Annotated in this window: 22 protein-coding genes; 7 read left to right on the top strand and 15 right to left on the bottom strand. The window is 68.6% G+C overall.

Annotation, left to right across the window (positions count from 1 at the left end; genetic code table 11):
- Nucleotides 1–248: 248 nt before the first annotated feature.
- The 5 genes from MZC64_RS41425 to MZC64_RS41445 form a co-directional block, all read right to left on the bottom strand.
- Entirely contained in the window at nucleotides 249–1,457 is a 1,209-nt protein-coding gene (locus MZC64_RS41425; RefSeq protein ID WP_247764840.1) for a cupin domain-containing protein, read from the bottom strand.
- 25 nt (nucleotides 1,458–1,482) lie between these two features.
- Entirely contained in the window at nucleotides 1,483–2,724 is a 1,242-nt protein-coding gene (locus MZC64_RS41430; RefSeq protein ID WP_247764839.1) for an MFS transporter, read from the bottom strand.
- A 19-nt stretch (nucleotides 2,725–2,743) separates the two neighbouring features.
- A complete protein-coding gene (locus tag MZC64_RS41435) occupies nucleotides 2,744–3,934 on the bottom strand; it encodes a cupin domain-containing protein (RefSeq protein WP_247764838.1) in 1,191 nt (396 codons plus the stop codon).
- 794 nt (nucleotides 3,935–4,728) lie between these two features.
- Nucleotides 4,729–6,774 (bottom strand): EAL domain-containing protein, encoded by a 2,046-nt coding sequence (locus MZC64_RS41440; protein WP_247764837.1) that lies wholly within the window; start codon nucleotides 6,772–6,774, stop codon nucleotides 4,729–4,731.
- Nucleotides 6,775–6,863: 89 nt separating this feature from the next.
- On the bottom strand, nucleotides 6,864–7,220 hold the full coding sequence (locus MZC64_RS41445; protein ID WP_247764836.1) for a hypothetical protein: 357 nt from the start codon (nucleotides 7,218–7,220) through the stop codon (nucleotides 6,864–6,866).
- Between the two features lie 67 nt (nucleotides 7,221–7,287).
- Between MZC64_RS41445 and MZC64_RS41450 the strand changes: the two genes are divergently transcribed.
- Nucleotides 7,288–8,085, top strand: coding sequence for a glycerophosphodiester phosphodiesterase family protein (locus MZC64_RS41450; RefSeq protein WP_247764835.1), 798 nt, complete (start codon nucleotides 7,288–7,290; stop codon nucleotides 8,083–8,085).
- 85 nt (nucleotides 8,086–8,170) lie between these two features.
- Here the strand turns inward: MZC64_RS41450 and MZC64_RS41455 are convergent, their stop codons facing one another.
- Nucleotides 8,171–8,797, bottom strand: coding sequence for a transglycosylase family protein (locus tag MZC64_RS41455; RefSeq protein ID WP_247764834.1), 627 nt, complete (start codon nucleotides 8,795–8,797; stop codon nucleotides 8,171–8,173).
- Between the two features lie 79 nt (nucleotides 8,798–8,876).
- On the opposite strand from MZC64_RS41455, the gene MZC64_RS41460 reads away from it, so the two are divergent.
- From MZC64_RS41460 to MZC64_RS41475, 4 genes are all read left to right on the top strand, one after another.
- Entirely contained in the window at nucleotides 8,877–9,635 is a 759-nt protein-coding gene (locus MZC64_RS41460) for an MBL fold metallo-hydrolase (protein WP_247764833.1), read from the top strand.
- A 136-nt stretch (nucleotides 9,636–9,771) separates the two neighbouring features.
- Nucleotides 9,772–11,184 (top strand): MFS transporter, encoded by a 1,413-nt coding sequence (locus MZC64_RS41465; RefSeq protein ID WP_247764832.1) that lies wholly within the window; start codon nucleotides 9,772–9,774, stop codon nucleotides 11,182–11,184.
- Between the two features lie 32 nt (nucleotides 11,185–11,216).
- Nucleotides 11,217–11,990, top strand: coding sequence for a thymidine kinase (locus tag MZC64_RS41470; RefSeq protein WP_247764831.1), 774 nt, complete (start codon nucleotides 11,217–11,219; stop codon nucleotides 11,988–11,990).
- A 249-nt stretch (nucleotides 11,991–12,239) separates the two neighbouring features.
- Nucleotides 12,240–12,587 carry an RNA polymerase-binding protein RbpA gene (locus MZC64_RS41475; RefSeq protein ID WP_247764830.1) on the top strand — a complete coding sequence of 116 codons (348 nt, stop codon included), beginning with the start codon at nucleotides 12,240–12,242 and terminating at the stop codon, nucleotides 12,585–12,587.
- 113 nt (nucleotides 12,588–12,700) lie between these two features.
- Here the strand turns inward: MZC64_RS41475 and MZC64_RS41480 are convergent, their stop codons facing one another.
- Nucleotides 12,701–13,495, bottom strand: coding sequence for a polyprenol monophosphomannose synthase (locus MZC64_RS41480; protein WP_247764829.1), 795 nt, complete (start codon nucleotides 13,493–13,495; stop codon nucleotides 12,701–12,703).
- A 248-nt stretch (nucleotides 13,496–13,743) separates the two neighbouring features.
- On the opposite strand from MZC64_RS41480, the gene MZC64_RS41485 reads away from it, so the two are divergent.
- Entirely contained in the window at nucleotides 13,744–14,514 is a 771-nt protein-coding gene (locus MZC64_RS41485) for an arylamine N-acetyltransferase (protein ID WP_247764828.1), read from the top strand.
- A 210-nt stretch (nucleotides 14,515–14,724) separates the two neighbouring features.
- Here the strand turns inward: MZC64_RS41485 and MZC64_RS41490 are convergent, their stop codons facing one another.
- From MZC64_RS41490 to MZC64_RS41520, 7 genes are all read right to left on the bottom strand, one after another.
- A complete protein-coding gene (locus MZC64_RS41490) occupies nucleotides 14,725–16,242 on the bottom strand; it encodes a trypsin-like serine protease (RefSeq protein WP_247764827.1) in 1,518 nt (505 codons plus the stop codon).
- Nucleotides 16,243–16,322: 80 nt separating this feature from the next.
- Complete coding sequence (locus MZC64_RS41495; RefSeq protein WP_247764826.1) at nucleotides 16,323–17,180, bottom strand: alpha/beta fold hydrolase; 858 nt, start codon at nucleotides 17,178–17,180, stop codon at nucleotides 16,323–16,325.
- Between the two features lie 245 nt (nucleotides 17,181–17,425).
- Nucleotides 17,426–17,824, bottom strand: a complete 399-nt coding sequence (locus MZC64_RS41500; RefSeq protein ID WP_247764825.1) for a hotdog domain-containing protein — start codon at nucleotides 17,822–17,824, stop codon at nucleotides 17,426–17,428.
- Nucleotides 17,821–18,570, bottom strand: coding sequence for an OAM dimerization domain-containing protein (locus tag MZC64_RS41505; protein WP_247764824.1), 750 nt, complete (start codon nucleotides 18,568–18,570; stop codon nucleotides 17,821–17,823). The genes MZC64_RS41500 and MZC64_RS41505 overlap by 4 nt, the downstream gene beginning before the upstream one ends.
- A complete protein-coding gene (locus MZC64_RS41510) occupies nucleotides 18,567–20,150 on the bottom strand; it encodes a lysine 5,6-aminomutase subunit alpha (protein ID WP_247764823.1) in 1,584 nt (527 codons plus the stop codon). Before MZC64_RS41510 ends, MZC64_RS41505 begins: the two co-directional genes overlap by 4 nt.
- Nucleotides 20,147–21,778, bottom strand: a complete 1,632-nt coding sequence (locus MZC64_RS41515) for an amidohydrolase (protein WP_247764899.1) — start codon at nucleotides 21,776–21,778, stop codon at nucleotides 20,147–20,149. Before MZC64_RS41515 ends, MZC64_RS41510 begins: the two co-directional genes overlap by 4 nt.
- A gap of 5 nt (nucleotides 21,779–21,783) precedes the next feature.
- Nucleotides 21,784–22,797: an L-erythro-3,5-diaminohexanoate dehydrogenase gene (locus MZC64_RS41520; protein ID WP_247764822.1), complete on the bottom strand. Its 1,014-nt coding sequence runs from the start codon at nucleotides 22,795–22,797 to the stop codon at nucleotides 21,784–21,786.
- A 120-nt stretch (nucleotides 22,798–22,917) separates the two neighbouring features.
- Here MZC64_RS41520 and MZC64_RS41525 point away from each other — a divergent pair, with 120 nt between their 5' ends.
- A complete protein-coding gene (locus MZC64_RS41525; RefSeq protein WP_247764821.1) occupies nucleotides 22,918–24,321 on the top strand; it encodes a KamA family radical SAM protein in 1,404 nt (467 codons plus the stop codon).
- A gap of 129 nt (nucleotides 24,322–24,450) precedes the next feature.
- Here the strand turns inward: MZC64_RS41525 and MZC64_RS41530 are convergent, their stop codons facing one another.
- A complete protein-coding gene (locus MZC64_RS41530; protein ID WP_247764820.1) occupies nucleotides 24,451–24,837 on the bottom strand; it encodes a nuclear transport factor 2 family protein in 387 nt (128 codons plus the stop codon).
- Between the last annotated feature and the right edge of the window lie 56 nt (nucleotides 24,838–24,893).

The raw sequence follows: 24,893 nt of genomic DNA on the forward strand, positions 1-24,893 counted from the left end.
GTGCAGCTCGGCCGTCGGCCGCTCACCGGTACCTTGCGACCTCTGCCCACTGACCTGCATCCAGGCCTCCGATTCTCCAAGCGTCCATAGTGGAGTGTCTGGCAAATCCCGTCACACAGTTCCAGCGGCCCAGTCCGGTTGACGATTGAGCCGGCCCGCAGCACTTGGCCGCAGGACAAGGCGACTCGCAATCCCCTTGTGCTTGTGCCCCGGTGCGCGGCCACCCGTGTCCGGAACCCTGCGGAGGGTCAGTTCGGCTTGCCAACCGGACCGACCGGCTCGACAGCCTGAAGTCTCAACAGGGCGGCGACAATCTGTTCAGCGGCCTCGACGCCAACCTCCGCGCGGGCCTCGTCGAAGGTGGCTCCACCACGGGACAACAACAGCTCGACACAGCCGGCCGCCGGAGGCGGGAGAGTCAGCCGGTTGCCCCCGATCTCGAACTGGACGGCCTCCGGGTCCCGGCTCACCACACGGTGCGCGAGACCAGGCCGCGCCCGATAGCGCTCGGCCAACGCTGGGTTCTGAATGAGTTCGACCTGATCAAGCACCCTGGCGGGCATGGGTGGCAGGAACTGGAAGGCAGAATCGATCATGAGGTCCTCGACAAGCTCCGGAGCCGCACCGGCCAGTAGCGCCGAGAACCGGTCCGCCACCTCCTCCGTCGAGCCTTGCGCGCCGAACTCCGCACGCATCCACTCTCCCGCGGCCTGCCGTCGCACCAATGCCGAGTAGAGATCCTTGTGCGTGGTCGGATCGACCGAAACCGTCAGGTGCAATGACGGAACGCTGCCGGTAGTCACAGCACTGTGGACGGTGCCCCTGGGCAAGAACAGCGAGTCGCCGCACAGCAGGTCGATCTCGGTCAGCTCGGCGGCTTGCCGCACGATGTCCGCCCGCTGCGCGGCGGTCAGTCCCGACCAGGTCAGATCAGGGCTCGGATTGCGCAACACCGGTGGATGCACGGACCATCGTTTGGAGCCGTGCAACTGGATGACGAACACGTCATGATGGTCAAAGTGCGGATTCAGGCCCTGCTCACCAGCAGGCGTCAGGTACGCGTTGACCGCAACCGCCGCCTTGAGTTCCTCGGCCGCGATGCGGGCCAGTCGCCCAATCCGCCGATGCGAGTACTGAAGACCGTGCAAGACCAGGGTGTATCCCTCTGCCAATGCCCGGGACACGGCGGCGTGATCAAGTGTCGTCTCCTGCCGACCACCTCGCCTGGTACGAATACGGCTGTACTGTCCAGATGGCATATCCTGACCGTTTTTGATCAGCCGTAGCCACTCGTGCGGATAGAATGGAGTACTGACCAGGTCATCGAAGTTCACCAGGTCAAACGCATCGAAGAACGCACCGAAGTGCCCCTCCAGCCGAAGATAATTCCCAGCCTTCCTTGCCGCAGCCAACTCGACCCCGGACAGGCCGAGTACCCCCTTGCCGGACGCAACCACAAAGAATCTCCCCCTATTATTGAATTCACCTCGGCGCAACGTTCTGCAACGGGCTTCGAAGAGCCCTGCTGGCGCTTGACAGCAAAGCTACCAGTGTCATAAAAGCGGCTAAAGCGACCATGTTCCACACTGGCCCCCACTCGGCAATCACGAAGCCCACCGCCAACGGGCCGAGCGGGGTCAACACGGTAGTGAACAAAGTGAGCACGGAGTTCACCCGTCCACGGAACTGCTCCGGTATCTCGCGAAGCCGGGTCGCCCCGAAAGACACATTAGAAACCAGCGAGGCCACCGCAATGGGCGCGACGCAGATCGCGGTGAGCATGCCACCCCAGACCACTGCGGCACCCACCAGGCTGATCGCCATAAGCCAACGGGACAAGACCAACACCGTGCCAACCGGAACGGTGTTGGTTATTCGAGGCGCCACTATCGAGCCAAGCAGCCCGGACACTCCGAGCGTCCCGATTACCAGTCCGACTCCATATGGAGACAGCCCCTCCCCGGTCAGCTTCGCAGTGACAGCCAACGGAAAGGCCGTACCTACGATATTGGTCAGCCCGATGGAGACCGCGGCCATCAGGAAGAATGGTCTGGCACGAACCCAGTGCCAGCCTTCCCGAAGGTCACTTCGGCGATCACCTGGAACTGGCGCCGTGCGATCGCCGGACAGCCTGGCACGAATCAACAATACACAGACACCGGAGACTAGGTAGGAGAGCGCGTCGGCGAGAAAAGGCAGTATCGGCGATATTCCGAACAGCACCCCGCCCAGCGCCGGACCAGCCAGGATGGCTACTCGAATACGGGCCTGGTTGAACGCGATCGCGCGAGCCAGCTCCGCTCTCCTGACAATCTGCGGAAGCGCGGCTTCTTCAGCCAGGTCAAAGAACGCGGCTGCGGCGCTCTCAACGGCTGCCACCACAGCCAGGTGCAACACCGAAACGTTGCCGTAGCAGAAGCTCAACACGACACTTGCAGCGCCGGCAAACCGTACTCCCTCACACACCAGCATGATCGTCTTACGATTCAGCCGATCGACCAGAACGCCTGCGGGAAGTTGCAGCGCGATGCCGGGAAGCACCGCCGCGAAGGCCACCAGCCCGGCATCCACCGTGGACCCGGTCGTACCGAGCACGTACAGCGGAACCGCTAGTTGGACCATCTTGCTGCCGAGTGTGGAACTGACCTGGCCGAACCACAACAGGGCGAAGTCCCGGTTCCGGCGAGTCGCGGCCCGGGTTTGCCTCGTCACTCGTTCCCACATGACGCCCTGCCCTCCGAGCTCAGCCCTGGACCGTGTCGAGCAGGCCGATTCGCGCGCAGGCTCGGGCGAGTTGCACGTTCGTATCCTGATCATATTCGGCAACCAGGCGGCCGGCTGACCTTGCTGACTCCATCGTGCGAACCTCCTCGACCAGCAGCCGGGGAAAGTTGAACTTGTGGCCGTTCACCTCGACCCTGAGCGTATCCTCGGGTGCCGCCCCGACAACGTCGATCGGCGTCGACGGCACCTTCATCACCATCGTCATCGAAGTGATGTGATCGATTCTGGACTGATCGGCGAAAAAGGTGCCGACCTTCGCACCGACCTGCTGGATCGGGCTGCTGACGAGGTCGCGCACAGTTCGCCGTAGGTCGAGTTTTGCGCACCGGTTCGACAGTGCGACCAGTTGATCCCGCAACTTGACCGTGAGTTCTTCCTCCCGCTCAGCACTGAGCAGCGGGAAGTCGCCGAACTCCGGATCCGCGGCCACCACAGACTGTACGACCTCGGCAACCAGGTCACGCCAGTGCCGAGGGCGCACCATGACCGACAGATGCAATGACACATTATCGTCGGATGCGGCCACATGAGGCGTGTTGTACGGCAGATAAAGGACGTCACCTGGTTCAAGCGAGGTCTCGATCACGGGCTCGCCCAGTTCCTCCATAGTGAACCACTGTGCGTCACCAGGGCGTTCTGGACCAGTGGGCCAGACCTTCCAGTGCTTCGTTCCCTCAAGCTGGATCACGAATACCTCAACCGAGTCGTAGTGCGGCGAGAACCCCCGTCGCCCGGCTGGCGTTACGAATGCGACAACATCACTGCGACACGAGAACCGCTCACCCAGCTTGCCGGCAAAGGTACGCATGGTGGGCAGAAAGTGATTCAACGAATTCCACGTGATTGTCGCACCAGTCCGAAAGTGCTCAATAACATGCTCCGGAACGATCGCGTCGTTTACATAGTCGGTCTGCACCCGAAGCTGAGACGTATAGGTTTTCTCGAACACCCGACTGCCACCCTTGGTGATATCGATATAGGGTGGACGTATGACCTCAGCATGCAGCAGATGATCCAAGTCGCCAAGCGACAACACCGCACGGGAATCCCCTTCTACCGCAGCTCGCCGCAGCCACGGCTTCCTGTTGAAGTACTCTGAAAAAAACTCATCCTCCGACCCCAGGACCTCGGACAGGGTTAGCGCTCGCATAGCCGTCTCCCTAACAGACGTTGCAGAATTCAAAGCAAGGCGCCTGGGTGGCGCACAAACGCGCGCCACCCAGGCTTGTCATGAAATCAGAAGATCGAATTACAGGCGCGGAGTTCGATGGACTCCTCAACCAGCTCAATCTTGACCATTGATACACCCCCTTCACAACGAGGCAACTTTTCCCGCATTCCAACGGAAAACCTGCGCCCTCGCGGCGCAAAAGGCAGGCACACAAAGCCACATCACAAAGAAGAAGACATCACCACAGCAACAACACGCTGTCACCGAAAAGACGTCGGATCGCGCTTAATCCCCCTTGCAACAATGCCTTCGCTGATCGCCCCCCTAGGCAATTCGGACTGTACTCACGCCGCCACGAGCCTGTCAACATCAACCACACTGAATGGCGCGGCCACACACTGGAAAGCACCCGCCGTATACGCAACAAACACAGGAGGAGCCAAGCACTGGTGGCCTCCTGAGACGGAGAAAGGGTGTTCAGGCTCAATCCACGAGAACTGCCTTGAACTTCCAGCGCACTACCGCCGCCGGGACCACGGCGATCGGCACCCTGCCTCGCTGCCCAGCCTGTTCAATCGGCTACTCGGCTGCCCGGCGCCACTGGCTGATCACCGGCCAGCACCACAACGAACTCCCAGCATCTCCGACACTCGCGACAGAGCCAGAACCGGCCGCGGGTTGACAGCTGACTGATCGGAGGTCTGACCGCACTCTACGTCGAGATCACTCGATCACGTTGATCCGCAGGCACAGTCCGAGCAGGACCTAGTCGACTAGGGCTTGATGGCGGGCTGTTCCGGGGTCTCCGCCGGCATCGGCAACGCGCGCCGGATGCCGTTCTGCTGTTCCTTGCGCTCGGCCAGCACCACCGGCAACGGCCGTGGCCGCCCCAGGTGGAAGCCCTGTGCGACCCGCACGCCGAGCCGGGTGAGCGCTTCGACCTGGGTCGGCCGCTCGACCCACTCCGCCACCGCGGACAGGCCAAGGCCGCGGGCGATCTCCATGATGCCGGTGACCAGCACGCCGTCCCTGCTGCCGGTGTCGATGCCGCGGACGAACTCGCCGTCGATCTTCAACCCGGTGATCGGCAGGTGCTTGAGGTGCACGAACGAACCGAAGCCGGAACCGAAGTCGTCCAGGGTGATCCGGCAGCCGATGGCGCGCAGTTGTTCGGCCAGGTGGCGGGCGGCGTCCAGGTTGGTCACCGCGGCGGTCTCGGTGATCTCCAGGCCCAGGCGGCCGGGGGCAACACCGGCGCTGGCCAGGCGGTCCAGCACGAACGCGGCGAAGTCCTCGTCCTCCAGGGTGCGGCCGGAGACGTTGACGTTGAAGCGCAGCATCGGATCCGGGTTCTGCACCAGCTGGTCGATGGCCTCGCCGAGCACCCAGCGGTCGATGTCGTGCACCAGGTTGCTGCGCTCGGCCGCGGGCAGGAACTCGGCCGGGCCCGGGGTCGGCGAGTGGCCGTCCTCCAGGCGCAGCAGCAGTTCGTAGCCGACTGTGCGCGAGGTCCGCAGGTTCACCATCGGCATCGCGTGCAGGGCGAAGCCGCCGCGTTCCAGCGCGCGGCGCAGCCGGTCCAGCACCGAGACCCGCTTGGCGGTGTCGGCGTAGTGCGCCGGATCGTAGACGGTGACCCGGTTGCGGCCGTTGCCCTTGGAGGCGTACAGCGCCAGGTCCGCGTTGGCCAGCACCGCTTCCCAGCCACCGGCCCGGTCGAAGCGGGCCACGCCGGTGCTGGCGGTCATCCGGGTGGCCGCGCCACCGGCGACCACCGACAGCGCGGCGACCGCGGCGCCCAGCCGTTCGGCGATCTCCACCGCCTCCTCGGTCGCGATCCCGGGCAGCACCACGGCGAACTCGTCGCCGCCGAGCCTGCCGAGCAGCTGACCGGGCCGCAGCTTCTCCCGCAGCGCCGCGCCCAGGGTGCGCATCACGCGGTCGCCGACGGCGTGCCCGCGCAGGTCGTTCACATCCTTGAAGTTGTCCAGGTCCAGCAACAGCAGCGTGCCGTCCGCGCCGGAGGCCAGTTGCCGCTCCAGCTCCCTGGTCAGCGCGCGCCGGTTGGGCAGCCCGGTCAACGGGTCCTCATCGGCCATCCGCAGCAGCTCGCTGTGCAACTGCCGGGACTGGGTGACATCCCGCGCGGTGCCCAGCATCCGGTCCGGGGCGCCGGCGGCGTCGCAGATGACCTCGCCGAAGCACTCGAAGATCCGCTGTTCACCGTTGTCCGCGCGGCAGATCCGGTGCGTGTAGGAGAACTTCTCGCCGGTGTCCAGGGACTGCTGGATCGCCCGGTCCACCAGCGGCCGGTCCTCCGGCGGCACCAGCGCCAGGTAGCCGGCGTAGGTCAGCGCCGCGCCCGGCTCGTAGCCGAGCATCTCCAGCAGCGCCTCCGACCAGAGCACCCGGTCGTCGTTGACGAACCACTCCCAGTTGCCCATCTGCCCGAGCACCTGGGCCCGGTGCAATGCCTGGGCCTGGTGCACGGCCTGCAACTCGCGGTCCCGCCACTGGGTGATGTCCGCGGCCCGGTAGAGCAGCTCGTGCCCGGACTCCAGCGCGGTGCAGGTGATCTCCAGCCAGGTCGGCGGCTCGCCGGTGGAGTTGGGGGCCAGCACCGGCTCCCCCTTGGAGGGGCCGTCGGGCACGCCGGGCAGCAGCGCGGGCAGCGACCGGCCCAGCGCCTGCTCCTCCGGGATCCGCAGCAGGTTCGCGAAGGCCGGGTTGAGCCAGCGCAGTCTGCCGCCGAGGTCGGTGACCGCCACGCCGAAGTCGACGGTGCGCAGCACCGCCTCCGCGCCGACCTGGTCCGTCACCTGCGCCTCCTTACCGCCGGGCGCCATCGTCATCTCCCTGTGCACACGCGGGCAAGAGCCCTCCGTCGGGCTCCGAGTTCCGTTGCCGACTATCGCAGCCGCTCCAGACCTCGGGCAGAGTCAACCAGACCCGCCGCCATTCGACGCAACTCGGCAAGCTCCACGCCGTCCTCAGCCGCGGTCATGACGTCCTCGGCCGCGCAGCGTAGCTGGAACAACCGGTCCTGGAGATCGGCGAGTTCGGCCGCGGAGAGCACCACCGCGTCCTCGGGCAGTCCACCGCGCTGCACCTGGGTACGTCGTTCATAAGCCCGTTGCCGGCAGGCCTGGCCACAGTAGCGACGGGGTCGGCCGATGCGGCCGGAACCGGGTAACGGACGTCCGCACCACGCGCAATGCCGCACCTCGTGCCTGCGCGTGAACGGCACCCCGGAGACCACCTCCATGGGTGAAGACGCTAGTCGGACCCGGCCTGCTCACCCACACGCCACGCCGCCGGTGCACACTCACACGGTGCTGCCTCACCTCCCGACCCCCGCGCACCCGTACCTGGACGGCCCCTACCCGCGTGCCTTCGCCCACCGCGGCTGGCACCTGGACGAGCTGGCCGGCATGGAGAACTCGCTGAGCGGCTTCCGACGAGCCGTAAAAGAAGGGTTCAGTTACCTGGAGACCGACGTGCACGCGACCAGCGACGGCGTGGTCGTGGTGCACCACGACGACCTGCTGGACCGCACCACCGACGGTGTCGGCGCGGTCGCCGATCAGCTGTGGGCCTCGGTCAAACAGGCCAAGGTGGGCGGCGTCGAGCCGATCGCCCGACTGGAAGACCTGCTGGAGGAACTGCCGGAGGCCTACCTCAACGTCGACGTCAAGTCCGACTCCGCGGTCGCCCCGGTGCTGCGCCTGCTGCAACGGCTCGGGGCCTGGGACCGGGTCGCCCTGGCCTCCTTCTCCGAACGGCGGCTGGCCCGGCTGCGCAGGCTGGCCGGACCACGGCTGATGACCGCGCTCGGACCGCGTTCGGCCGGGCTGCTGTGGGCGGGTGGCCGGATCCGGCCGCTGGCGGCGAAGGCGCTGGTCAAGGGCAGCTTGGCGCAGGTCCCGGCCACCGCGGGCAAGCTGACGGTGGTGGACCAGCGGTTCGTGGCCGCCGCGCACCGGCTGGGCATCGAGGTGCACGTGTGGACCATCGACACCACCGAGGAGATGACCGCCCTGCTGGAGGTCGGCGTGGACGGCCTGGTCACCGACCGCCCCGACCTGCTCCGCGAAGTCCTGCGGTCCCGCTCCCAGTGGCCCGCCGGCTGACCCCTTCCCGTCGACTTGGGCCAACTCGTACGCCCGGTTTGCCCAACTTGGCGTACCAGTTGGGCCAACTCGACGGGTGCGGCGGCTAGCGCGGGGGTTTGCCGGTCCAGGCTGCGGACCAGGTCTTCGGGCCGAGCAGGCCGGAGTCCTTGATGCCGTTGGCGCGTTGCAGGTCCAGCACCGCGGCCTTGGTCTTGTCCTGGTAGCAGCCGGTGCCGGTGAAGCCGTAGCCGTAGGCGTTCATCCGCAGCTGCCAGGTGCGCAACGCCGGATGGCAGTCCCCCGGCCCGAACACCCGGCCGGGCCACACCGGCGTTTTGGCGCCGCTGATGTAACTGGCCTCGCCGTAGTCGGGTACCCGCTTGCTGCGCGCGTCCCGGTCAGCGCGCAGGCCGAGCTTGCCCGCGCACTCCCAGGGCTGCCAGCCACGCATCCGGTACAGGTAGAGCGCCCGGAAGTCCTGTTCGGCCGGACTGGCCTGATGCGGCAGGCCGCTGCCGCCGACACTGCGCCAGGTGGGCAGGTCGAACTGGTAGGCGCCGTAGTAGCCGCTGCCGGTGTCCACGTGGTACCGGTCGGTGGACTCGCACATCCGTAACCGCTGCCAGTCCACTGTGGACGGATCAGCGGCCGCGGTGGCACCGAAGGCGAACAGGGCCGCACCCGTGGCGAGCAGCACGGCAACCAGTCGGAGCGGTCCCGGTCTGTCCATAGTGGACACGGTAGGACTTGATCACACCGGTCACAACCGCGGCACGAGTACCGGAACGGTCACGAACTAGGCTGTGCGGGTGAACGAACTGACCCTGACCGTCCTGGGCAACGCCACGCCCTACCCCACCCGGGACAACCCCTGCTCCGGCTACCTCGTCACCAACGGGGACACCCGGGTCTGGATGGACGCGGGCACCGGCACCCTCGGCCCGCTGCAGCACCACACCGGCCTGGCCGGGCTGACCGCGATCTGGATCTCGCACGCGCACGCCGACCACACCGCCGACCTGCTCACCGCCTACTACGCGCTGCGCTACGCCGACATCGACCGGGACCCGCTGCCGCTGTACTGCCCGCCGGGCCTGGCCGACCGCCTGGCGAACTTCCTGACCAACGGCCCGGAGCGCAGCCCGGTGGAGTCCGCCTTCGCCATCCATGAGCTGCACGACGGCCACCAGGTCCAGCTCGGCGAGCTGACCCTGACCAGTCGCGCGGTCGAGCACGGCATCCCGGCCTTCGGCGTCCGGGTCGAGTCCCCCGATGCCTGCCTGGTCTTCTCCGGCGACACCGCGGCCTGCCCCGCGCTGACCGAGCTGGCCAGTGGCTGCGATCTGCTCCTGTGCGAGGCCGAGAGCGACCGGCGCCCCGCGGACGAGCCGCCGGTGCACCACACCCCGGAGGACGCGGGAGAGACCGCACAGGCCGCCGGCGCACGTCGTCTGCTGCTGACTCACCTGGGCCGCTCGGTCTCCCCGGATGACGCGGTGACCCGGGCGGCGGCGCGGTTCACCGGGCCGGTGGAGTTCGCCGAACCGGGCTCGCACATCACGGTCTGAGGTGATCCACCGTGACGAATTGGGGGTAAATACTCGGATTCGTCACGACTCGCTTGCGGGCTGGCCGGTTCGTCATCCACGGCCAGTACAGTCCCCCCACTGCGCGGGCACGGCACACCGCGCCGGGAGGTCGGGGATGAGTGGGTTGGACAGTGCGGGCACCGCGGTCGCCACGCCGGAGGAACGGCGGCGGACGCAACGCGGATGGTGTTGGTATGACTGGGCGAACTCGGTTTTCCCGACCTCGGTCGTCACCGTCTTCCTGTCGCTGTACCTGACCTCGATCGCGCGCGCCGCGGCCGAGGCGGACACGGCGCTGAACGGGCCGACGCCGTGCGCCAATGACAACACCCTGGTGCAGTGCGATGTCAGCATCCTGGGCCTGGTGTTCCCGGCCGGGTCGCTGTGGGGTTACCTGCTCTCCTTCGCCACCGTGATCCAGGTGCTGGTGCTGCCGGTGGCCGGGGCGATCGCGGACCGCAGCCAGAACAAGCGGCGGATGCTGGCCGGGTTCGCCTTCACCGGCGCGGTGGCCACCTGCCTGCTCGCGCTGGTGGAGGGGCAGAACTGGCAGATCGGGGTGCTGCTGTTCACCATCGGCAACATCTGCTGGGGCACCTCGGTGGTGGTCTACTACGCCTTCATCCCGGAGATCTCCACCGCGGACGAACGCGACGCGCTCTCCTCCAGGGGCTGGGCCTTCGGCTATCTCGGCGGCGGGGTGTGCCTGGCGCTGCAACTCGGGCTGTTCCAGGGCCACGAGCTGTTCGGGCTGGCGCAGAGCGAGGCGGTGCGGGCCTGCTTCATCCTCACCGGGATCTGGTGGGCGGCCTTCACCCTGGTGCCGCTGCGGGTGCTGCGCGACCGGCCCAAACCCGAGCGGGCCGACCTGGGCGGCGGGAAGATCGGCGGCGGCTTCCGCGAACTCGGCGACACCCTGCGGTATGCGCGCAAGTTCCCGCTGACGCTGGCCTTCCTCGGCTCCTACCTGATCTTCACCGACGGCATCTCCACGGTGGCCAACGTGGCGGGCCAGTACGGCAGTCTTGAACTGAAATTGCCGCAGTCCACACTGATCACGGCCATCCTGATGACCCAGTTCGTGGCCTTCATCGGCGGCGTGCTGCACGGCCTGGTGGCCAAGCGGATCGGCGCCAAGAAGACCATCCTGGGCAGCCTGGTGGTGTGGATCATCATGCTCGCGCTGGCCTACTTCGTGCAGGCCGGGGAGCAGCTGCAGTTCTTCGGCATTGCCGCGGGCATCGGCCTGGTGCTCGGCGGCACCAACGCGCTGGCCAGGTCGTTGTTCAGCCAGATGGTCCCGGCGGGCAAGGAGGGCCAGTACTTCGCGGTGTACGAGATCGGCGAGCGCTCGACCTCCTGGCTCGGTCCGCTGGTCTACGCCGGGATCGGACAGGCCACCGGCTCGTTCCGGCTGGCGATCCTGAGCATGATGATCTTCTTCATCGTCGGATTCATCCTGGTTTGGCTGGTTCCGGTCCGCCGCGCGATCCGCGCCGTCGGCAACTCAGAACCGGCGGTGCTGTGATCAACAACGGCCTCACGTTAGGGTCACGGCCCGTGGACGTACTTGCGGTACCCAACCAACCGGATCCCACCGACGCCCTGTCCGCGGTGCCCGCGGCCGGAGCGCGGCGGGCGCTGCCCGTCTCGGGCCGGCTGCGGTTCTTCTACGGACCGATGGACTGCGGCAAGTCCACCCTCGCGCTGCAGATCGACCACAACCTGGCCCGGCAGGGCCGGGGCGGGCTGCTGCTCGTGCGGCATGACCGATCCGGGCAGCCGCAGATCTCCAGCCGGATCGGGGTGACCCGGCACGCGGTGGAGGTGCACGAGGACACCGACCTGGTGTTACTGGTCCGGCAGTGCTGGGCCGAGGGCCGCCGGGTGGACTACGTGATCGTCGACGAGGCGCAGTTCCTCAGCGCCGCCCAGGTCGAACAGCTCGCCGAGCTGGCCGATGAGGTGCAGGTCGACGTCTACTGCTTCGGCATCGCCACGGACTTCCGCAGTGAGCTTTTCCCGGGCTCACGGCGGCTGTTCGAGCTGGCTGACGAGCTGCAGGCGGTGCAGGTGGAGGTGCTGTGCTGGTGCGGCTTGCAGGGGCGGTTCAACGCGCGGATCCTGGGTAACCAGATAGTCCGAGCGGGTGACACGGTTTTTGTCGCGGACACGGTGACCGATACGGACCAGCCAGTACCGGATACGGACCGTGCCCAGCGCGAGAGCGACGCAGGAGCTACGGTCCGTTACCAAGTGCTGTGCCGGAGGCACTTTCGTCTAGGTGAGCTTGGTCCCACCTCGACACCGGTGGGCCAGCTCAGCCTGGCTTGATCTGCATCAGCCCTCAATACCTACCCCCAACTGGGTGAACTACCCGTAGCATGCGCTGATAACGCGTCATGACTCTGCGGCGATGACATCCCTATGGAGGACGTCCTCGTTGATAGGTGAAATAGATCACCGAGGGCGACCAACTAGGCCAAACCGGGAACGACAACGACGCCCTCGTTGTTGCACTCTGTAAGCAGTACGCCGTGAGCTGAAGGCGGGCGGTCTTCAGCCGAGCGAAAGGACACCGTCATGGCCGACCGCGTTCTGCGTGGCAGCCGGCTCGGAGCTGTCAGCTACGAGACCGACCGTAACCACGACCTCGCACCGCGCCGGTCGGTGCGGTACGCCTGCCCGAAGGGGCACGAGTTCGACGTCCCGTTCGCCGACGACGCGGAACTTCCCTCCACCTGGGAATGTCGTCTGCACGGGACCGAGTCGGAGATGATCGACGGCAGCCAGCCGGAGGCGAAGAAGACCAAGCCCCCGCGCACCCACTGGGACATGCTGCTCGAGCGTCGTTCCATCCCCGAGCTTGAGGAGCTGCTCACCGAGCGGCTTGAGGAGCTTCGGGGACGCCGGAGCGCCACCTCCGCCTGATCCGCACCTGGATCAACCCGGACTGAACGCACCACCGCACCTCCCGCGCACAGGAAAAAACGAAGGCCGTCCGGTTCTCCCGCCCGGACGGCCTTCGTGCGTCTACGTGCGACTCAGCGCCTGCTGAACAGCTTCTTGAGCTGACCGGCCCGGTGCTTGACGCCCCACTTGCCGACCAGCAGCAGCGCCTCGCTGATGATGTTGCCGCTCATCTTGGAGACGCCGATCTCGCGCTCGGTGAAGGTGATGGGCACCTCGACCACCCGGAACCCGGCCTGCACCGTGCGCCAGGCCAGATCGATCTGGAAGCAGTAACCGATCGAGGTCACGCCATCCTGGATGATCTTGTCGAGGGCCTCGCGGCGGTAGGCCCGGTAGCCCGCGGTGATGTCCTTGATCCGCACGCCGATGGCCACCTGGGCGTAGATGTTGGCGCTGCGGGAAAGGATCTCGCGCCGCTTCGGCCAGTTGACCACCTTGCCGCCGGTGACATAGCGGGAGCCGATCACCAGGTCGGAGTCGATCAGGGCGTTGAGCAGCCGGGGCAGGTCCTCCGGGGCGTGCGAACCGTCGGCGTCCATCTCCACGATGGCCGCGTAGTTCCGCTCCAGGGCCCACTTGAACCCGGCGATGTAGGCCGCGCCGAGCCCGGCCTTCTCGGTCCGGTGCATCACGTGGATGCGGCCGCGCTCGTCCTTGGCGGCCATCTCGTCGGCGACCTCGCCGGTGCCGTCCGGGCTGCCGTCGTCGACGACCAGCACGTGGGCCTCCGGCAATGTCGCGTGCAGCCTGCCCACGATGAGCTGGACGTTCTCCCGCTCGTTGTAGGTCGGGATCACCACCAGCACCGGGCTGGGCGGCCCACTCGGGCTCCGGTTCTCCGCGTGGCTGTCGCGCTGGTCGGCCATTCCGTGTCCTCCTCGCCGGCGGTGGACGGCGCCATCGCCTCCGCCGGTCGGTGTTCGTCTTTGTCGTCAGGGCGCGCCGGTATCGCAGGGCCGTGATCCATTCGGGCCATCGGCCGACTCACCCGGCAAGCGTAGTCGCTGACGGTAGCGGAGCCCGGGTCAGCGGGTGCCCGGACCGGCACAAGTGAGTCTTCCGGGTGACGAAGAACGCTGGGCCTCCTGCGGGCCCGAGGTTGCAGACTCCCCCCGTGGACACCACGACCCGCGCCGCCTACCTCGCCCGCATCGGCGCCGAACTCCCGGCCGCCCCCACCGCCGCTGCATTAGCTGACCTGCAACGACGTCATCTGCGCACGGTCCCGTTCGAGAACCTGGGCATCCACCTGCCCGGCGAGCTGAGCCTGGACCCGGCCGATCTGGCGGAGAAGATCATCACCCACCGCCGCGGCGGCTTCTGCTTCGAGTTGAACGGCCTGTTCGCCGAGCTGCTGCGCGCGGTCGGCTTCACGGTGACCCTGGCCGGCGCGCGGGTCTTCCACGCCACCGCCCTGGGCCCGCCCCAGGACCACCTGGCGCTGCTGGTGACCGACGAGCAGGGCGTGGTGTGGCTCTCCGACGTCGGCTTCGGCCGCTTCGCCCTGAGCCCCCTGCGCTGGGACTCCAGAGCGCCCCAGGCGGACGCGGGCGGCACCTTCCGACTGATCGACGCGGGCCCCGAGGTCGAGGTCTGGCACGGCGACTCCGGCGCCTACCGGGTCGACCCGCGCCCACTGCCGCTACGCGACTTCGCCCCGATGTGCTGGTGGCACCAGACCTCCCCCAAGTCCCACTTCACCCGCAACGTGATGGTCTCCCTCCCCCTGGAGAACGGCGCGGACCGAGTCACCCTCTCCGGCCACACCCTGATCCGCACCGAGGGCGACCTGCGCCACGAACAGCAGATCGAGCAAGCCGACCTGCTCGCGGCCTACCGCAAGTGGTTCGGCATCACCCTCCCCCACCTCCCCACCTACCCCTAACCCACCCACAACCGCCAACACACCGTCCCACTTCGGCCAACACCCCGTACGAAACCGGCCAACACACCCTTCCCCGCGCGTGTTGGCCGTTGTGGACGGTGTGTTGGCCGTTGTGGACGGCTAGTTGGCCGTTGTGGGCGGTGTGTTGGCCGTTATGGGACGCGGGGTGGCGGGCCGGGTCCCACCGTGGGGTGAGGCCCGGCCCGTTGGTCAGGCTGCCGGGCGGGTCAGCGTGCAGCCCGGCCGGGTCAGGTCCAGCACCGAGCCGGCCCCGACGCAGGCCGGGATCATGCTGGTGCGCTGGCCGTACCGGTGCCCCTTCTTCACCGTCACCGTCCCGTCCGCGGCCACCTCGCACGGGTTGTTCCGAGTGCACTGTTCCCCGGCGTCATTCCCGGTGTTGTGCACCCCCACCACGGTCACCCCATCCGCCGCAACCAACGGCGAGCCCGAAGACCCGTGCGAGGCCCCGCATCCAGCCGCGTAACGCAACGCGCCGTCCTGCTGGTAGCCGTCCTCACGCAGGTGCGGCACCTCGGCCTCGACCACGCAGCTGAAGCGGTTGCCCTGCCCGCCGGAGAGGATGTCGATCTTGTCCCCCTGACGAGCCGGGCTGGTCGCGAGCTGGAAGATCTTGGCGCCGTCGGCTTCGAGCTGGGCGTAGGTCTGGTCCAGGCGGTACAGCGCGATGTCGGTGCCGGTCATGGTGGCGTACAGCAGCCGGTTCGCCTTCGCGGTGGCCTCGGCGTAGCCGTCGCGGTCGCCGATCCGCACCACCTGGTCGGCGGGCTGGTCCACCAGCGCGGACCCGGGCTTGGGCTGGTTCTCGCCCACGCAGTGGCCGTTGGTCAGCATCAGCGCCGGGTCCTGCGGGCGGGACTCCGGGGTGCGGACCACCGAGGCCGCGCACATGCCCAGGTCGACCGCGCCCTCCAGGTTCGGGCGGGGGCTGTCCGGCGGGACGGCGGTGCCGCTGGTGATGCCGTTGATCCAGCCGGTGAACCAGTGCACGTCGGTGTAGACGATGGGCTGGGTGGAGTTGCCGCCGCTGACCGCGCCGACCACCACCCACCGGTCGCCCTCGCGGATCAGCGCGGGACCGCCGGAGTCCATGTTGGTCGGCGCCACGCTGCCGTCCTTGGCGCCCACGCAGATCTCCCGCTCCTCGTGGATGCCCGCGGGCTTGCACAGCTCGTCCGGCTGCACGACGGTGTCGGCCTCGCGCAGGAATTCCGGGTAGCACTCCGGTTTCCGGTCGTCACAGGTCATGCCCCAGCCGAGGATGCGCGCCGGGGTGTGGTCGGCCGGCGTGGCCGAGGGCATCTTCGCCGGTTCGGCGCGGACCGGGGTTTTCAGGTGCAGCAGGGCGAAATCGCCTTCGTGCACGTAGTTGGAGTAGCGGTAGAACTTGTCGACCTCGGTGAGTTCGCCGCCGGTTTTGGTGCTCAGCGCGCCGAAGCGGACCTTCCAGTCCCGCGGGGTGCCGACCTGGGCCTGGTTGGGGTTGCGCACGCAGTGGCTGGCGGTGACCGCCCACTGCGGCGCGATCAGCGTGACCCCGCAGACGTGACCGTCCGCGCGCGGCGAATCGGGCCGCTGCAACGACCCCATGAACGAGTAGGGCTGGGGTGACTGGATGCCGCCCTTGATGGCCAGCGCCGGGACGGCGCCCGCCATCGTGGCCACCACCGCGAGGGTGGCGGCCAAGGCTGTGGTCTGTAGTCGCATGGCCGCCAAACTGGCCCTGCCATGTCCGCGTGATATCCGCGTTATGTCACGGCTGGGTCACAGCCGGTGCGGGCCGGGATTCAGTCGGCGAGGAAGTCGCGGATCTTGCCGCTGATCGCCGGCCAGTCGTGGCTGAGCCAGACGAAGTGGCTGTCGGCGGCGCTCTCGATCAGCCTGCTGTGCCGGATCGCGGCGGACAGGGCCTCGGCGTGGGCGAAGGGCACGGCGCCGTCGTTGCGACTGGCGATCACCAGGGTGGGCTGGGTGACCACCTGGTCGGCCCCGGCCCGGAGGGTGGCGAGGTCGTTGCGGAAGCCTTCGCCGGACCGCATCCGGGAGAACAGCTCGATCAGCATCCGGCGGTCCTCGGCGGACAGTGCGCGCACGACTTGCTTGGCAGGCAGCGCGGCGAGGTCACCCAGCAGCAGGCGCAGGCCGAGATCCGGTGCGAGGCGCATGATCGCGCGCACGACTGACCAGGTGACGCGCTCGGTCGCGGGGACGAACGCGATCCGGGCGGCCAGGCGGGTCCGCGCGTCCGGCCACGGGACCGGGCCGACCGCGCTCTGCAGGATGACCCGCTCGACCAGGTCCGGGTGGCGGGCGGCGATCGCCATCGCGGTCGGTCCGCCGGCCGAAACGCCGACCACGGCGGCGATCCGGGCGATGCCGAGGTGCTCGCACAGCGAACGGAGGACATCGGCGAATCCGCTGGTCGTGGTGCCGGTGGCCAGGGGTGTGCGGCCGTATCCGGGGCGCGAGGGCGCCAGCACCGAGTAACCGGCGTCGGCGAACACGTCCTCACCGAGCGCGAGGCCCGCGTTGAGGTGTCCGCCGTGCAACACCAGCACGGTGGCGCTGCCGCGCTGGTCGAACCGGTACTCGACCAGGCCATGATCCAGTTCCGCGGTCGTGGTGGGGCAGAGGACACCGCTCATGCCGCCCATGATGGTCCATCAGTCCCAGTGTGTTGGCCGTTCTCGTACACCGGGTTTGCCGTTGTCGTACACCGTGTTGGCCCAACTCGACGACTCTGTTGGCGAATCGGCGGCGTGATCCAAACCCCGTACCACTTGGGCCAACCGGTACGCCCACTTGAGCCAAACCGGCGTACCAGTTGGCCCAAACCGACGTGCCACAACGGCCAAGACCCCGTACGAGAACGGCCAACACGCCGGGTGGGTTAGCCTGCGGGGAGTGGGACCACGACCGTGCCGGTGGCTCTGGTGATCACCAGGGGTTCGGGCAGGACGTCGGCGGCGGACGGGCCGCGGTCCGGGTTGGCTCGGCAGGTCACCCGGGCCTCGAAGGCCACCGAGCGGGAGCGGTTGCCGATCCGGGTCAGCGTGGCGGTCACCTCCACCACGTCCCCGGCGTGCAGCGGGGCCAGGAACTCCACGCCCGAGTAGCCGGCGAACAGGCCCTCGTCGCCGTCGGTGCGGATGCACAGCTCGGTGGCCACATCGCCGAACAGGCCCAGGCTGTACGCCCCGTCCACCAGGTTGCCGCCGTAGTGGGCGTGCGCGTACGGCACGTACCTGCTGTGCGTGACCGAGAACCCTTCGACCAGTGCCGCGCTCACACCGCCACCTTCCGCTCGTTCATCGCGTGGACCAGGAAACTGGCCACCTCACCCGGGGTGGTGCCGCGGCCGAAGACCCGGTCCACGCCGAGTTCCTCGGCCATCAGCGGGTCGAACCGGGGGCCGCCGGCCACCAGCAGCGGGCGGCGTTCGCCCATGGCCTCGCGGAAGGCGGCGGACATCTCCTGGGTGTTGTGGATGTGCGCGTCCCGCTGGGTGACCACCTGGGAGATCAGCACCGCGTCGGCCTTCTCCGCGCGGGCGCGCTTGACCAGGTCGGGCACGGTGACCTGGGCGCCCAGGTTGATCACGCGCAGTTCCCGGTAGTACTCCAGGCCCTTCTCGCCGGCGAAGCCCTTGATGTTGAGGATGGCGTCGATGCCCACGGTGTGCGCGTCGGTGCCGATGCAGGCGCCGACCACGGTCAGCTTGCGGCGCAACCGTTTCTTCACCGTCGCGTTGACGTCGGCGGGGGTGAGCAGCGGGTACTCGCGTTCGACCACCTGCACGGCGTCCAGGTCGATGATGTGCTGCACCGAGCCGTAGACCACCACGAAGGTGAAGTCCGCGCCGATGGGGTTGGAGTGGACCACCATGGCCGGGTCCATGCCCATCTTGTTGGCCAGCTGCTGGGCGGCGCCCTCGGCGCGCGGGCCGTGCGGGACGGGCAGGGTGAAGGACATCTGCACCATGCCGTCGCCGGTGGTGTCCCCGTAGGGGCGGACGTGCCGCTTCTCGCCGCTCATCGGTCGCTCCCCTCGTCCAGCAGGTCACTGGCCGGGTTGACGTAGCCGTCGGCCTTCTCGATCACGCCGTCGGCGCCCTTGCCGCCCTCCGGCGGACGTTTCATCAACCCGAAGGTGCCGTGCGCGATCGCGGTGAGCAGGCCGTCGTCGACGATGCGTTCCAGCAGGTCGACCGCTTCGCCGAGGACCTGGTTGGCGCGCTTGACGATGAAGCCGTCCGGGGCCGGCCGGAAGTCCTCGGCCAGCCGGCCGGCCGCGTTGAGCACGTAGCGCACGTTGGCCAGGGCCAGGTCGCGGTCGGAGAGCCACGGGGTCACCACGGCCTCAGTCATCATGCCCACCAACAGAATGCTCTGCCCGGTGAGCACCCCGGCCAGGTTGAAGAAGCCGTCCAGGAGGTGGCCGCGGAAGACGTCGCCGGTCATGTGCTTGGTGGGCGGCATCCACTTCAGCGGCGCGTCCGGGAACAGCTCGCGGGCCAGCAGGGCGTGCGAGAGTTCCATCCGGAAGGAGTCCGGCAGCTCCGGGTTGATCTCGAAGGCGTGGCCGAGGCCCAGCAGCTCATCGGGCAGTCCGGCCTCGTGCGCGAAATGCTCGTTGAGCAGCTGGGACACCGTGACCGTGTGCGCGGCCTCGACCGCGTCGGCGGTGGTGAGGTAGTTGTCCTCGCCGGTGTTGATGATGATCCCGGCGCGCGCGTGCACCTGGCGGGAGAACCGTTGGTCCACAAAGGTTCTGATCGGGTTGATATCGCGGAACAGGATGCCGTACATGCAGTCGTTGAGCATCATGTCCAGGCGTTCCAGCCCGCCCAGCACCGCGATCTCGGGCATGCACAGGCCGGAGGCGTAGTTGGTCAGCCGCACGTAGCGGCCGACCTCCTTGCTGACCTCGTCCAGCGCGGCCCGCATGATGCGGAAATTCTCTTGCGTGGCATAGGTTCCAGCGAACCCGTGGTGCGTCGCGCCCTCCGGCACATAGTCCAGAAGGGACTGTCCGGTGGAGCGGATCACCGCGATCACATCGGCTCCGGCGCGGGCGGCGTTGCAGGCCTGCACCACGTCCTCGTCGATGTCGCCGGTGGCCACGATCAGGTAGATCCACGGCCGCTGCGCCGGATCGCCGATGCGGTCCACGAGTTTGGCTCGCTGGGCGCGGTTGCGGTCGATCCGCCGCATGCCCTTGGCCACGGCCACCCGCGCGGTCTTGGCCGCCCGCTCGGCCGCTTTACCGGTGGGCACGGTGAAGGTGATCTGCCCGGCCGCGGTGGCCTCGGCCAGCTCGGTCAGGTCGCTGAAACCGTGTTCCCGCAAGGCATGGAAGACCGGCAGCACCGAGCCGTGCGCCAGGCCGCACTGCTCGCGCACGGTGTCCACCACCCGGTTCACCCAGGGCACATCGCCCGCCCGGTGCGTGGTGTCCGCGCCGGTGATCCCGGCCAGGCGCAGGGTGGCGCGTTCCACCGCGACCGTGGTGTGCGCCTTGGCCAGGGTCACCACCGGCAACGCGGCCTCGGCCGCCAGCCGCCGTGCCCGTGCGACGACCTCGGCGTCGAGGTCGAGCATTGTCTCCCGGCTCACCGGCGGTCCTCCTCGATGTGGTGGATGGTGCGCCCGCGCAGCACGGTGCGCAGGCAACGCGGCAGTCCGGCCCCGGCGTCCAGGCGAGGCAGGGCAGGCACCCGGGAGCGCGGGTCGGTGGACCAGCGTTGCACCTTCTCATCGGGTGCGGCCACCACCAGCTCACCCGCCGCCCACACCGCGTAGGTGGCCGGCGCGCCGGGCTGCAGGGTGCCGCTGACGCCGTCCTGGATGCCCGCGGCCCGCCAGCCGCCACGGGTGTGCGCGGTGAAGGCGGCCCGCGGTGAGATGCCCAGGCCCTCGGTGCGGTGGTACACGGCGGCGCGCACGGTCGCCCACGGATCCACCGGCGTGACCGGCACATCGGAGCCGAAGGCCAGCACCATGCCCGCCGCGGCGACGGTGGCGAACGGGTTGAGCTGGGCGCCGCGGGGCAAGCCGAGGCGCTGGGCGTAGGCGCGATCGGTGCCGCCCCAGGCGTCGTCGAACAGCGGCTGCATGGAGGCGATCACACCCCACCCGGCCAGCCGCGCGGCCTGTTCCGCGGTGACCATCTCCAGGTGCTCCAGGCGGTGGTGCCGGGCGGCCAGCGCGGCCGCGCCGACCACGTTCTCCGCCTTGGCGAAGCCCGCCACCACCTGGGCCACCGCCCGGTCGCCGATGACGTGGAAGCCGCCCTGCACCCCGGCCCTGGTGCAGGCGATGAGGTGCTCGGCGACCGCGTCCGCGTCCAGGTAGAGCGCGCCGGAGGTGCTGGGGTCGTCGGTGTAGGGCTCGCACAGCGCGGCGGTGCGCGAGCCGAGCGCGCCGTCCACGAACAGGTCCCCGGCCACCCCGGTGGCGCCGAGTTCCTTGGCCACGGCCAGGCCGCCTGCCTCGCCCCAGTAGCCGAAGACCTGCGGCACGTCCCCGGTGGCGGACAGCCGCAGCAGGTCGGTGAGGTCCTCGGGGCTGGAGATGTCCGGTCCGGCGCACTCGTGCACCGCGGCCACCCCGAGACTCGCCGCGTGCGTGAGGAAGAGCCGCTGGGCTTCCTGCCGCTGGGCGGCGGTCAGCGATTCCTTGGCCGCCCGGCGCACGTGGTGGTGTGCCGCGCGGGCCAGCGGGCCCTGTTCGGACCAGCCGTCGGCGTCCCTGGCTCCCGGGGCGCGGTGCAGCAGCGCGGTGGTGACCAGGGCGGAGTGCACGTCGATCCGGGACAGGTAGACGGGCGCGCCACCGGCGGCCTCGTCCAGTTCGGCGCGGGTCGGCGGGCGGCCCTCGGCCCAGTTGACCTCCTCCCAGCCGTGCCCCCAGATCAGCACGCCAGGATGCTCGGCCGCGTAGGCGCGGACCAGGTCCAGGCACTCGCGCAGGGTGCGGCAGCCGGTGAGGTCCAGGCCGCTGTAGAGCAGTCCGGCCGAGGTGGCGTGCACGTGCGCGTCCACGAAGGCGGGCGCGACGAACGCGCCGTCCAGGTCGATGATCTCCGCGTCCGGGTGCAGGGCGCGACCGACCGAGTCCTGCCCGACCCACACCACGATGCCGTCGGCGACGGCCATGGCGGTGGCATCGGGCGCGGCAGGCGAGTGCACGCGGCCATTGAGCAGCAGCGTCGTGGTGGCGGTGGCGGGGTTCGGGGGGCTCATGGTGCTCACACCGGCGAAGTCTGCCGTTCGCGGGCCTCGAACATCATCCGGACCCCCGGCTCGGCGCGCAGCAGGTCCAGGGCGAAGTCGGCGTGCCCCGGCACGTACCCGTTGCCGACCAGCATCTCCACATCGGCGGCCAGGCCCTCCGCGCCCAGTGCGGCGGCGCTGAAGGAGGTGGCCATGGAGAAGAAGATCACCGTGCCGCCGTCGGCGGTGGCCAGCACGGCCCCGTGCTCGCAGCCCGGCACGTCCACGCACACCACGGTGACGTCGACCTGCTCGCCAACGGCCTCGCCGACCGCGACCGGGTTCCGGGCGTCGGCGAGCACCACCTCATCGGCGATCCCGGCGGCCCGCACGGATGCGGCCTCCGCCTCGGTCGGCACCAGCGCCACCAGCCGTCCCGCCCCGGCCCGACGTGCCGCGACCAGCGACAACGACCCGGACTTGCCACCGCCACCGAGCACACACACGGTGGCCGGGCGGCCCCGTTCGGCGTTCTTGCGGCGCACGATCCGGTCGGTCAGCGCGGGCGCGCCGCACACGTCCAGCACGGACAGCGCCAGGGATTCCGGCAGGTCAGCGGGCAGCACGGCGGCGATCGAACGCCCGAACAGCACCGCGGTCCCCCGGCAGGGCACCTGCTCCCCCGCCCCGTCCCAGCCGGCCAGCCCATCGGTGATGACCAGCGGCGTCAGGCTCAACGAGACCAGCGTGGCCACCCGGTCCCCCGGCTTGAGACCCAGCGGCGAGTCCGGTCCGACCGCGCGTACGGTGCCCATGAGCATGCCGCCGGACCCGGTCACCGGGTTCTGCATCTTGCCGCGCTCGGCCACGATGTCCAGCACTGCTTTCCGCAGGTCAGCGGCGTCCGGGTGGGCTTCGCGCAGCTGGCGGTAGGAGGCGGCGTCCAGGTTGAGCCGCTCGACGTCGATCACGACCTCGGCCGGACCGGGCGTCGGATCGGGGTCAAGCCGCCACGCCTGCTGGGGCAGCACCCCGGCCGGCTCGATCACGCGGTGCAAACCGTACGGCGACGAACCACCACGCTCCGTCACAGTCACCTCCGGAAGATTTACGTCAGCCTTGCGCTCTGGCAGCATATCTTTACGTCTTCCTGAGGGCGAGGAGTACTTATGACTGCGGTTCACGAGGTTGCGTCGGTGTCCGAGGCGCTCGAACACGCTGCTCGGCAGCCATACACCTATGTCCGGAAGGAGCTGGTCGAACCCGACTGGCGACGCTTCCCAGGATGGCGTGCGGTGACCGAGGCGCAGTGGCGCGACGCGCAGTGGCAGCGGGTGAACTGCGTGAAGAACGCCAAGCAGCTGCGCAAGGTGATGGGCGAACTGCTCTCCGAGGACTTCTACGCGGACCTCGACGCCGACCAGCAGCGCATGGCCACCATGTCGATGCTGATCCCACCGCAGATGATCAACACCATGGTCCCCGAGGGCGCGGCCCCTGGCGCGGAGTTCACCAAGGCCTTCCTGGCCGACCCGGTGCGCAACTACATGATGCCGGTGGCCAGCGACCGCCTGCGCGAGTGGACCAGTCACCCGCACAGCAGCCGCGACTCGCTGCACGAGGCGGAGATGTGGGTCGTCGAGGGGCTGACCCACCGCTACCCCACCAAGGTGCTCGCGGAGATGCTCTCCACCTGCCCGCAGTACTGCGGCCACTGCACCCGGATGGACCTGGTCGGCAACTCAACCCCGTTGGTGGATAAGCACAAACTGTCCCTCAAACCGGTCGACCGGCAAGACCAGATGATCGACTACCTCAAACGCACCCCCGGCGTCCGCGACGTCGTGGTCTCCGGCGGCGACGTGGCCAACGTCCCGTGGCCGCAACTGGAATCCTTCCTGATGCGCCTGCTGGACATCCCCACCGTCCGCGACATCCGCCTGGCTACCAAGGCCCTGGCCGGCCTCCCCCAGCACTGGCTCCAGCCCAAGGTCGTCGAGGGCCTGGAACGCGTGGCCCGCACCGCCCGCCGCCGCGGCGTCAACCTGGCCATCCACACCCACGTCAACCACGCCCAGTCCGTGACCCCCCTGGTCGCCGAGGCCGCCCGCACGGCGATGGAGGTCGGCATCCGCGACGTCCGCAACCAGGGCGTGCTGATGCGCGGCGTCAACGCGACCCCGGACGCGTTGCTGGACCTGTGTTTCGCGCTGCAGGGCGAGGCGAACATCCTGCCGTACTACTTCTACATGTGCGACATGATCCCCAACGCCGAGCACTGGCGGGTCGCGGTGTGGGAGGCGATGGAGTTGCAGCACGCGATCATGGGGTACCTGCCCGGGTACGCGACGCCGCGGATCGTGTGCGATGTGCCGTATGTGGGGAAGCGGTGGGTGCACCAGATCTCGGAGTACGACCGGGAGCGCGGAATCTCTTACTGGACAAAGAACTACCGCACCGGGATCGAGCTACAGGACGCCGAGGCTTTGGACCGGCGGTACCCGTACTACGACCCGATCACCAGCCTGCCGGAGACCGGCAAGCAGTGGTGGGCCGAACACCAGAACGACTGAGAACGGCGGTCGCTTCGAGCCTCGTGACGGGGCTCGAAGCGACCCGTTCCGGCCAGCTCGGACTCGTTCCACCACCCGATCACCTCGCTGCCGCACACCGGTCGTCAGCTCGTCACCGCGGCCGGCGCCTCAGCCGTTCATGGCCTCCTGCTTGATGCGATCGAACTGCGCGCCCATGGCCTCGGACAGCGCCTGGGCGGCGGAGAGCGGGCGCACCATCACGGTCAGCTGGTCGATCAGACCGTGCTCGTCCAGGTGCAGGAAATCGCAGCCCTCCACCTGGGTCTCGCCGATGCGTGCCTGGAAGACCAGGGCGTGGTCGCGGTCGCCGCCGATCTCGCGGACGTAGCGGAAGTCCTCGAACGTCCGCAGCACTCCCCGCAGGATCGCCGCCGTGATCGGCTTGCCCTGGTACGGGCGGAAGGCCACCGGGCTGGTGAACACCACGTTGTCGGCCAGGGTGGCCGCGAGGGCCTCCGGGTCACGGGCTTCGACCGCCGCGCGGAAACTCGTCATGACGGAATTCTAGTCACATCGGTCTCGGAATGGCCCGGCTCAACACCCCGTCCGAT

It is taken from the genome of Crossiella sp. S99.2, from assembly GCF_023094165.1.
Lineage (GTDB): Bacteria > Actinomycetota > Actinomycetes > Mycobacteriales > Pseudonocardiaceae > Crossiella.

Excerpts from the sequence above, each read along its gene's own strand:
- MZC64_RS41430 (WP_247764839.1), bottom strand. The coding sequence starts at position 2,724 with ATGTGGGAACGAGTGACGAGGCAAACCCGGGCCGCGACTCGCCGGAAC.
- MZC64_RS41475 (WP_247764830.1), top strand. The coding sequence starts at position 12,240 with ATGGCCGACCGCGTTCTGCGTGGCAGCCGGCTCGGAGCTGTCAGCTAC.
- MZC64_RS41525 (WP_247764821.1), top strand. The coding sequence starts at position 22,918 with ATGACTGCGGTTCACGAGGTTGCGTCGGTGTCCGAGGCGCTCGAACAC.
- MZC64_RS41455 (WP_247764834.1), bottom strand. The coding sequence starts at position 8,797 with ATGGACAGACCGGGACCGCTCCGACTGGTTGCCGTGCTGCTCGCCACG.
- MZC64_RS41490 (WP_247764827.1), bottom strand. The coding sequence starts at position 16,242 with ATGCGACTACAGACCACAGCCTTGGCCGCCACCCTCGCGGTGGTGGCC.
- MZC64_RS41515 (WP_247764899.1), bottom strand. The coding sequence starts at position 21,778 with ATGAGCCCCCCGAACCCCGCCACCGCCACCACGACGCTGCTGCTCAAT.
- MZC64_RS41505 (WP_247764824.1), bottom strand. The coding sequence starts at position 18,570 with ATGAGCGGCGAGAAGCGGCACGTCCGCCCCTACGGGGACACCACCGGC.
- MZC64_RS41495 (WP_247764826.1), bottom strand. The coding sequence starts at position 17,180 with ATGAGCGGTGTCCTCTGCCCCACCACGACCGCGGAACTGGATCATGGC.
- MZC64_RS41435 (WP_247764838.1), bottom strand. The coding sequence starts at position 3,934 with ATGCGAGCGCTAACCCTGTCCGAGGTCCTGGGGTCGGAGGATGAGTTT.
- MZC64_RS41465 (WP_247764832.1), top strand. The coding sequence starts at position 9,772 with ATGAGTGGGTTGGACAGTGCGGGCACCGCGGTCGCCACGCCGGAGGAA.
- MZC64_RS41530 (WP_247764820.1), bottom strand. The coding sequence starts at position 24,837 with ATGACGAGTTTCCGCGCGGCGGTCGAAGCCCGTGACCCGGAGGCCCTC.
- MZC64_RS41480 (WP_247764829.1), bottom strand. The coding sequence starts at position 13,495 with ATGGCCGACCAGCGCGACAGCCACGCGGAGAACCGGAGCCCGAGTGGG.
- MZC64_RS41445 (WP_247764836.1), bottom strand. The coding sequence starts at position 7,220 with ATGGAGGTGGTCTCCGGGGTGCCGTTCACGCGCAGGCACGAGGTGCGG.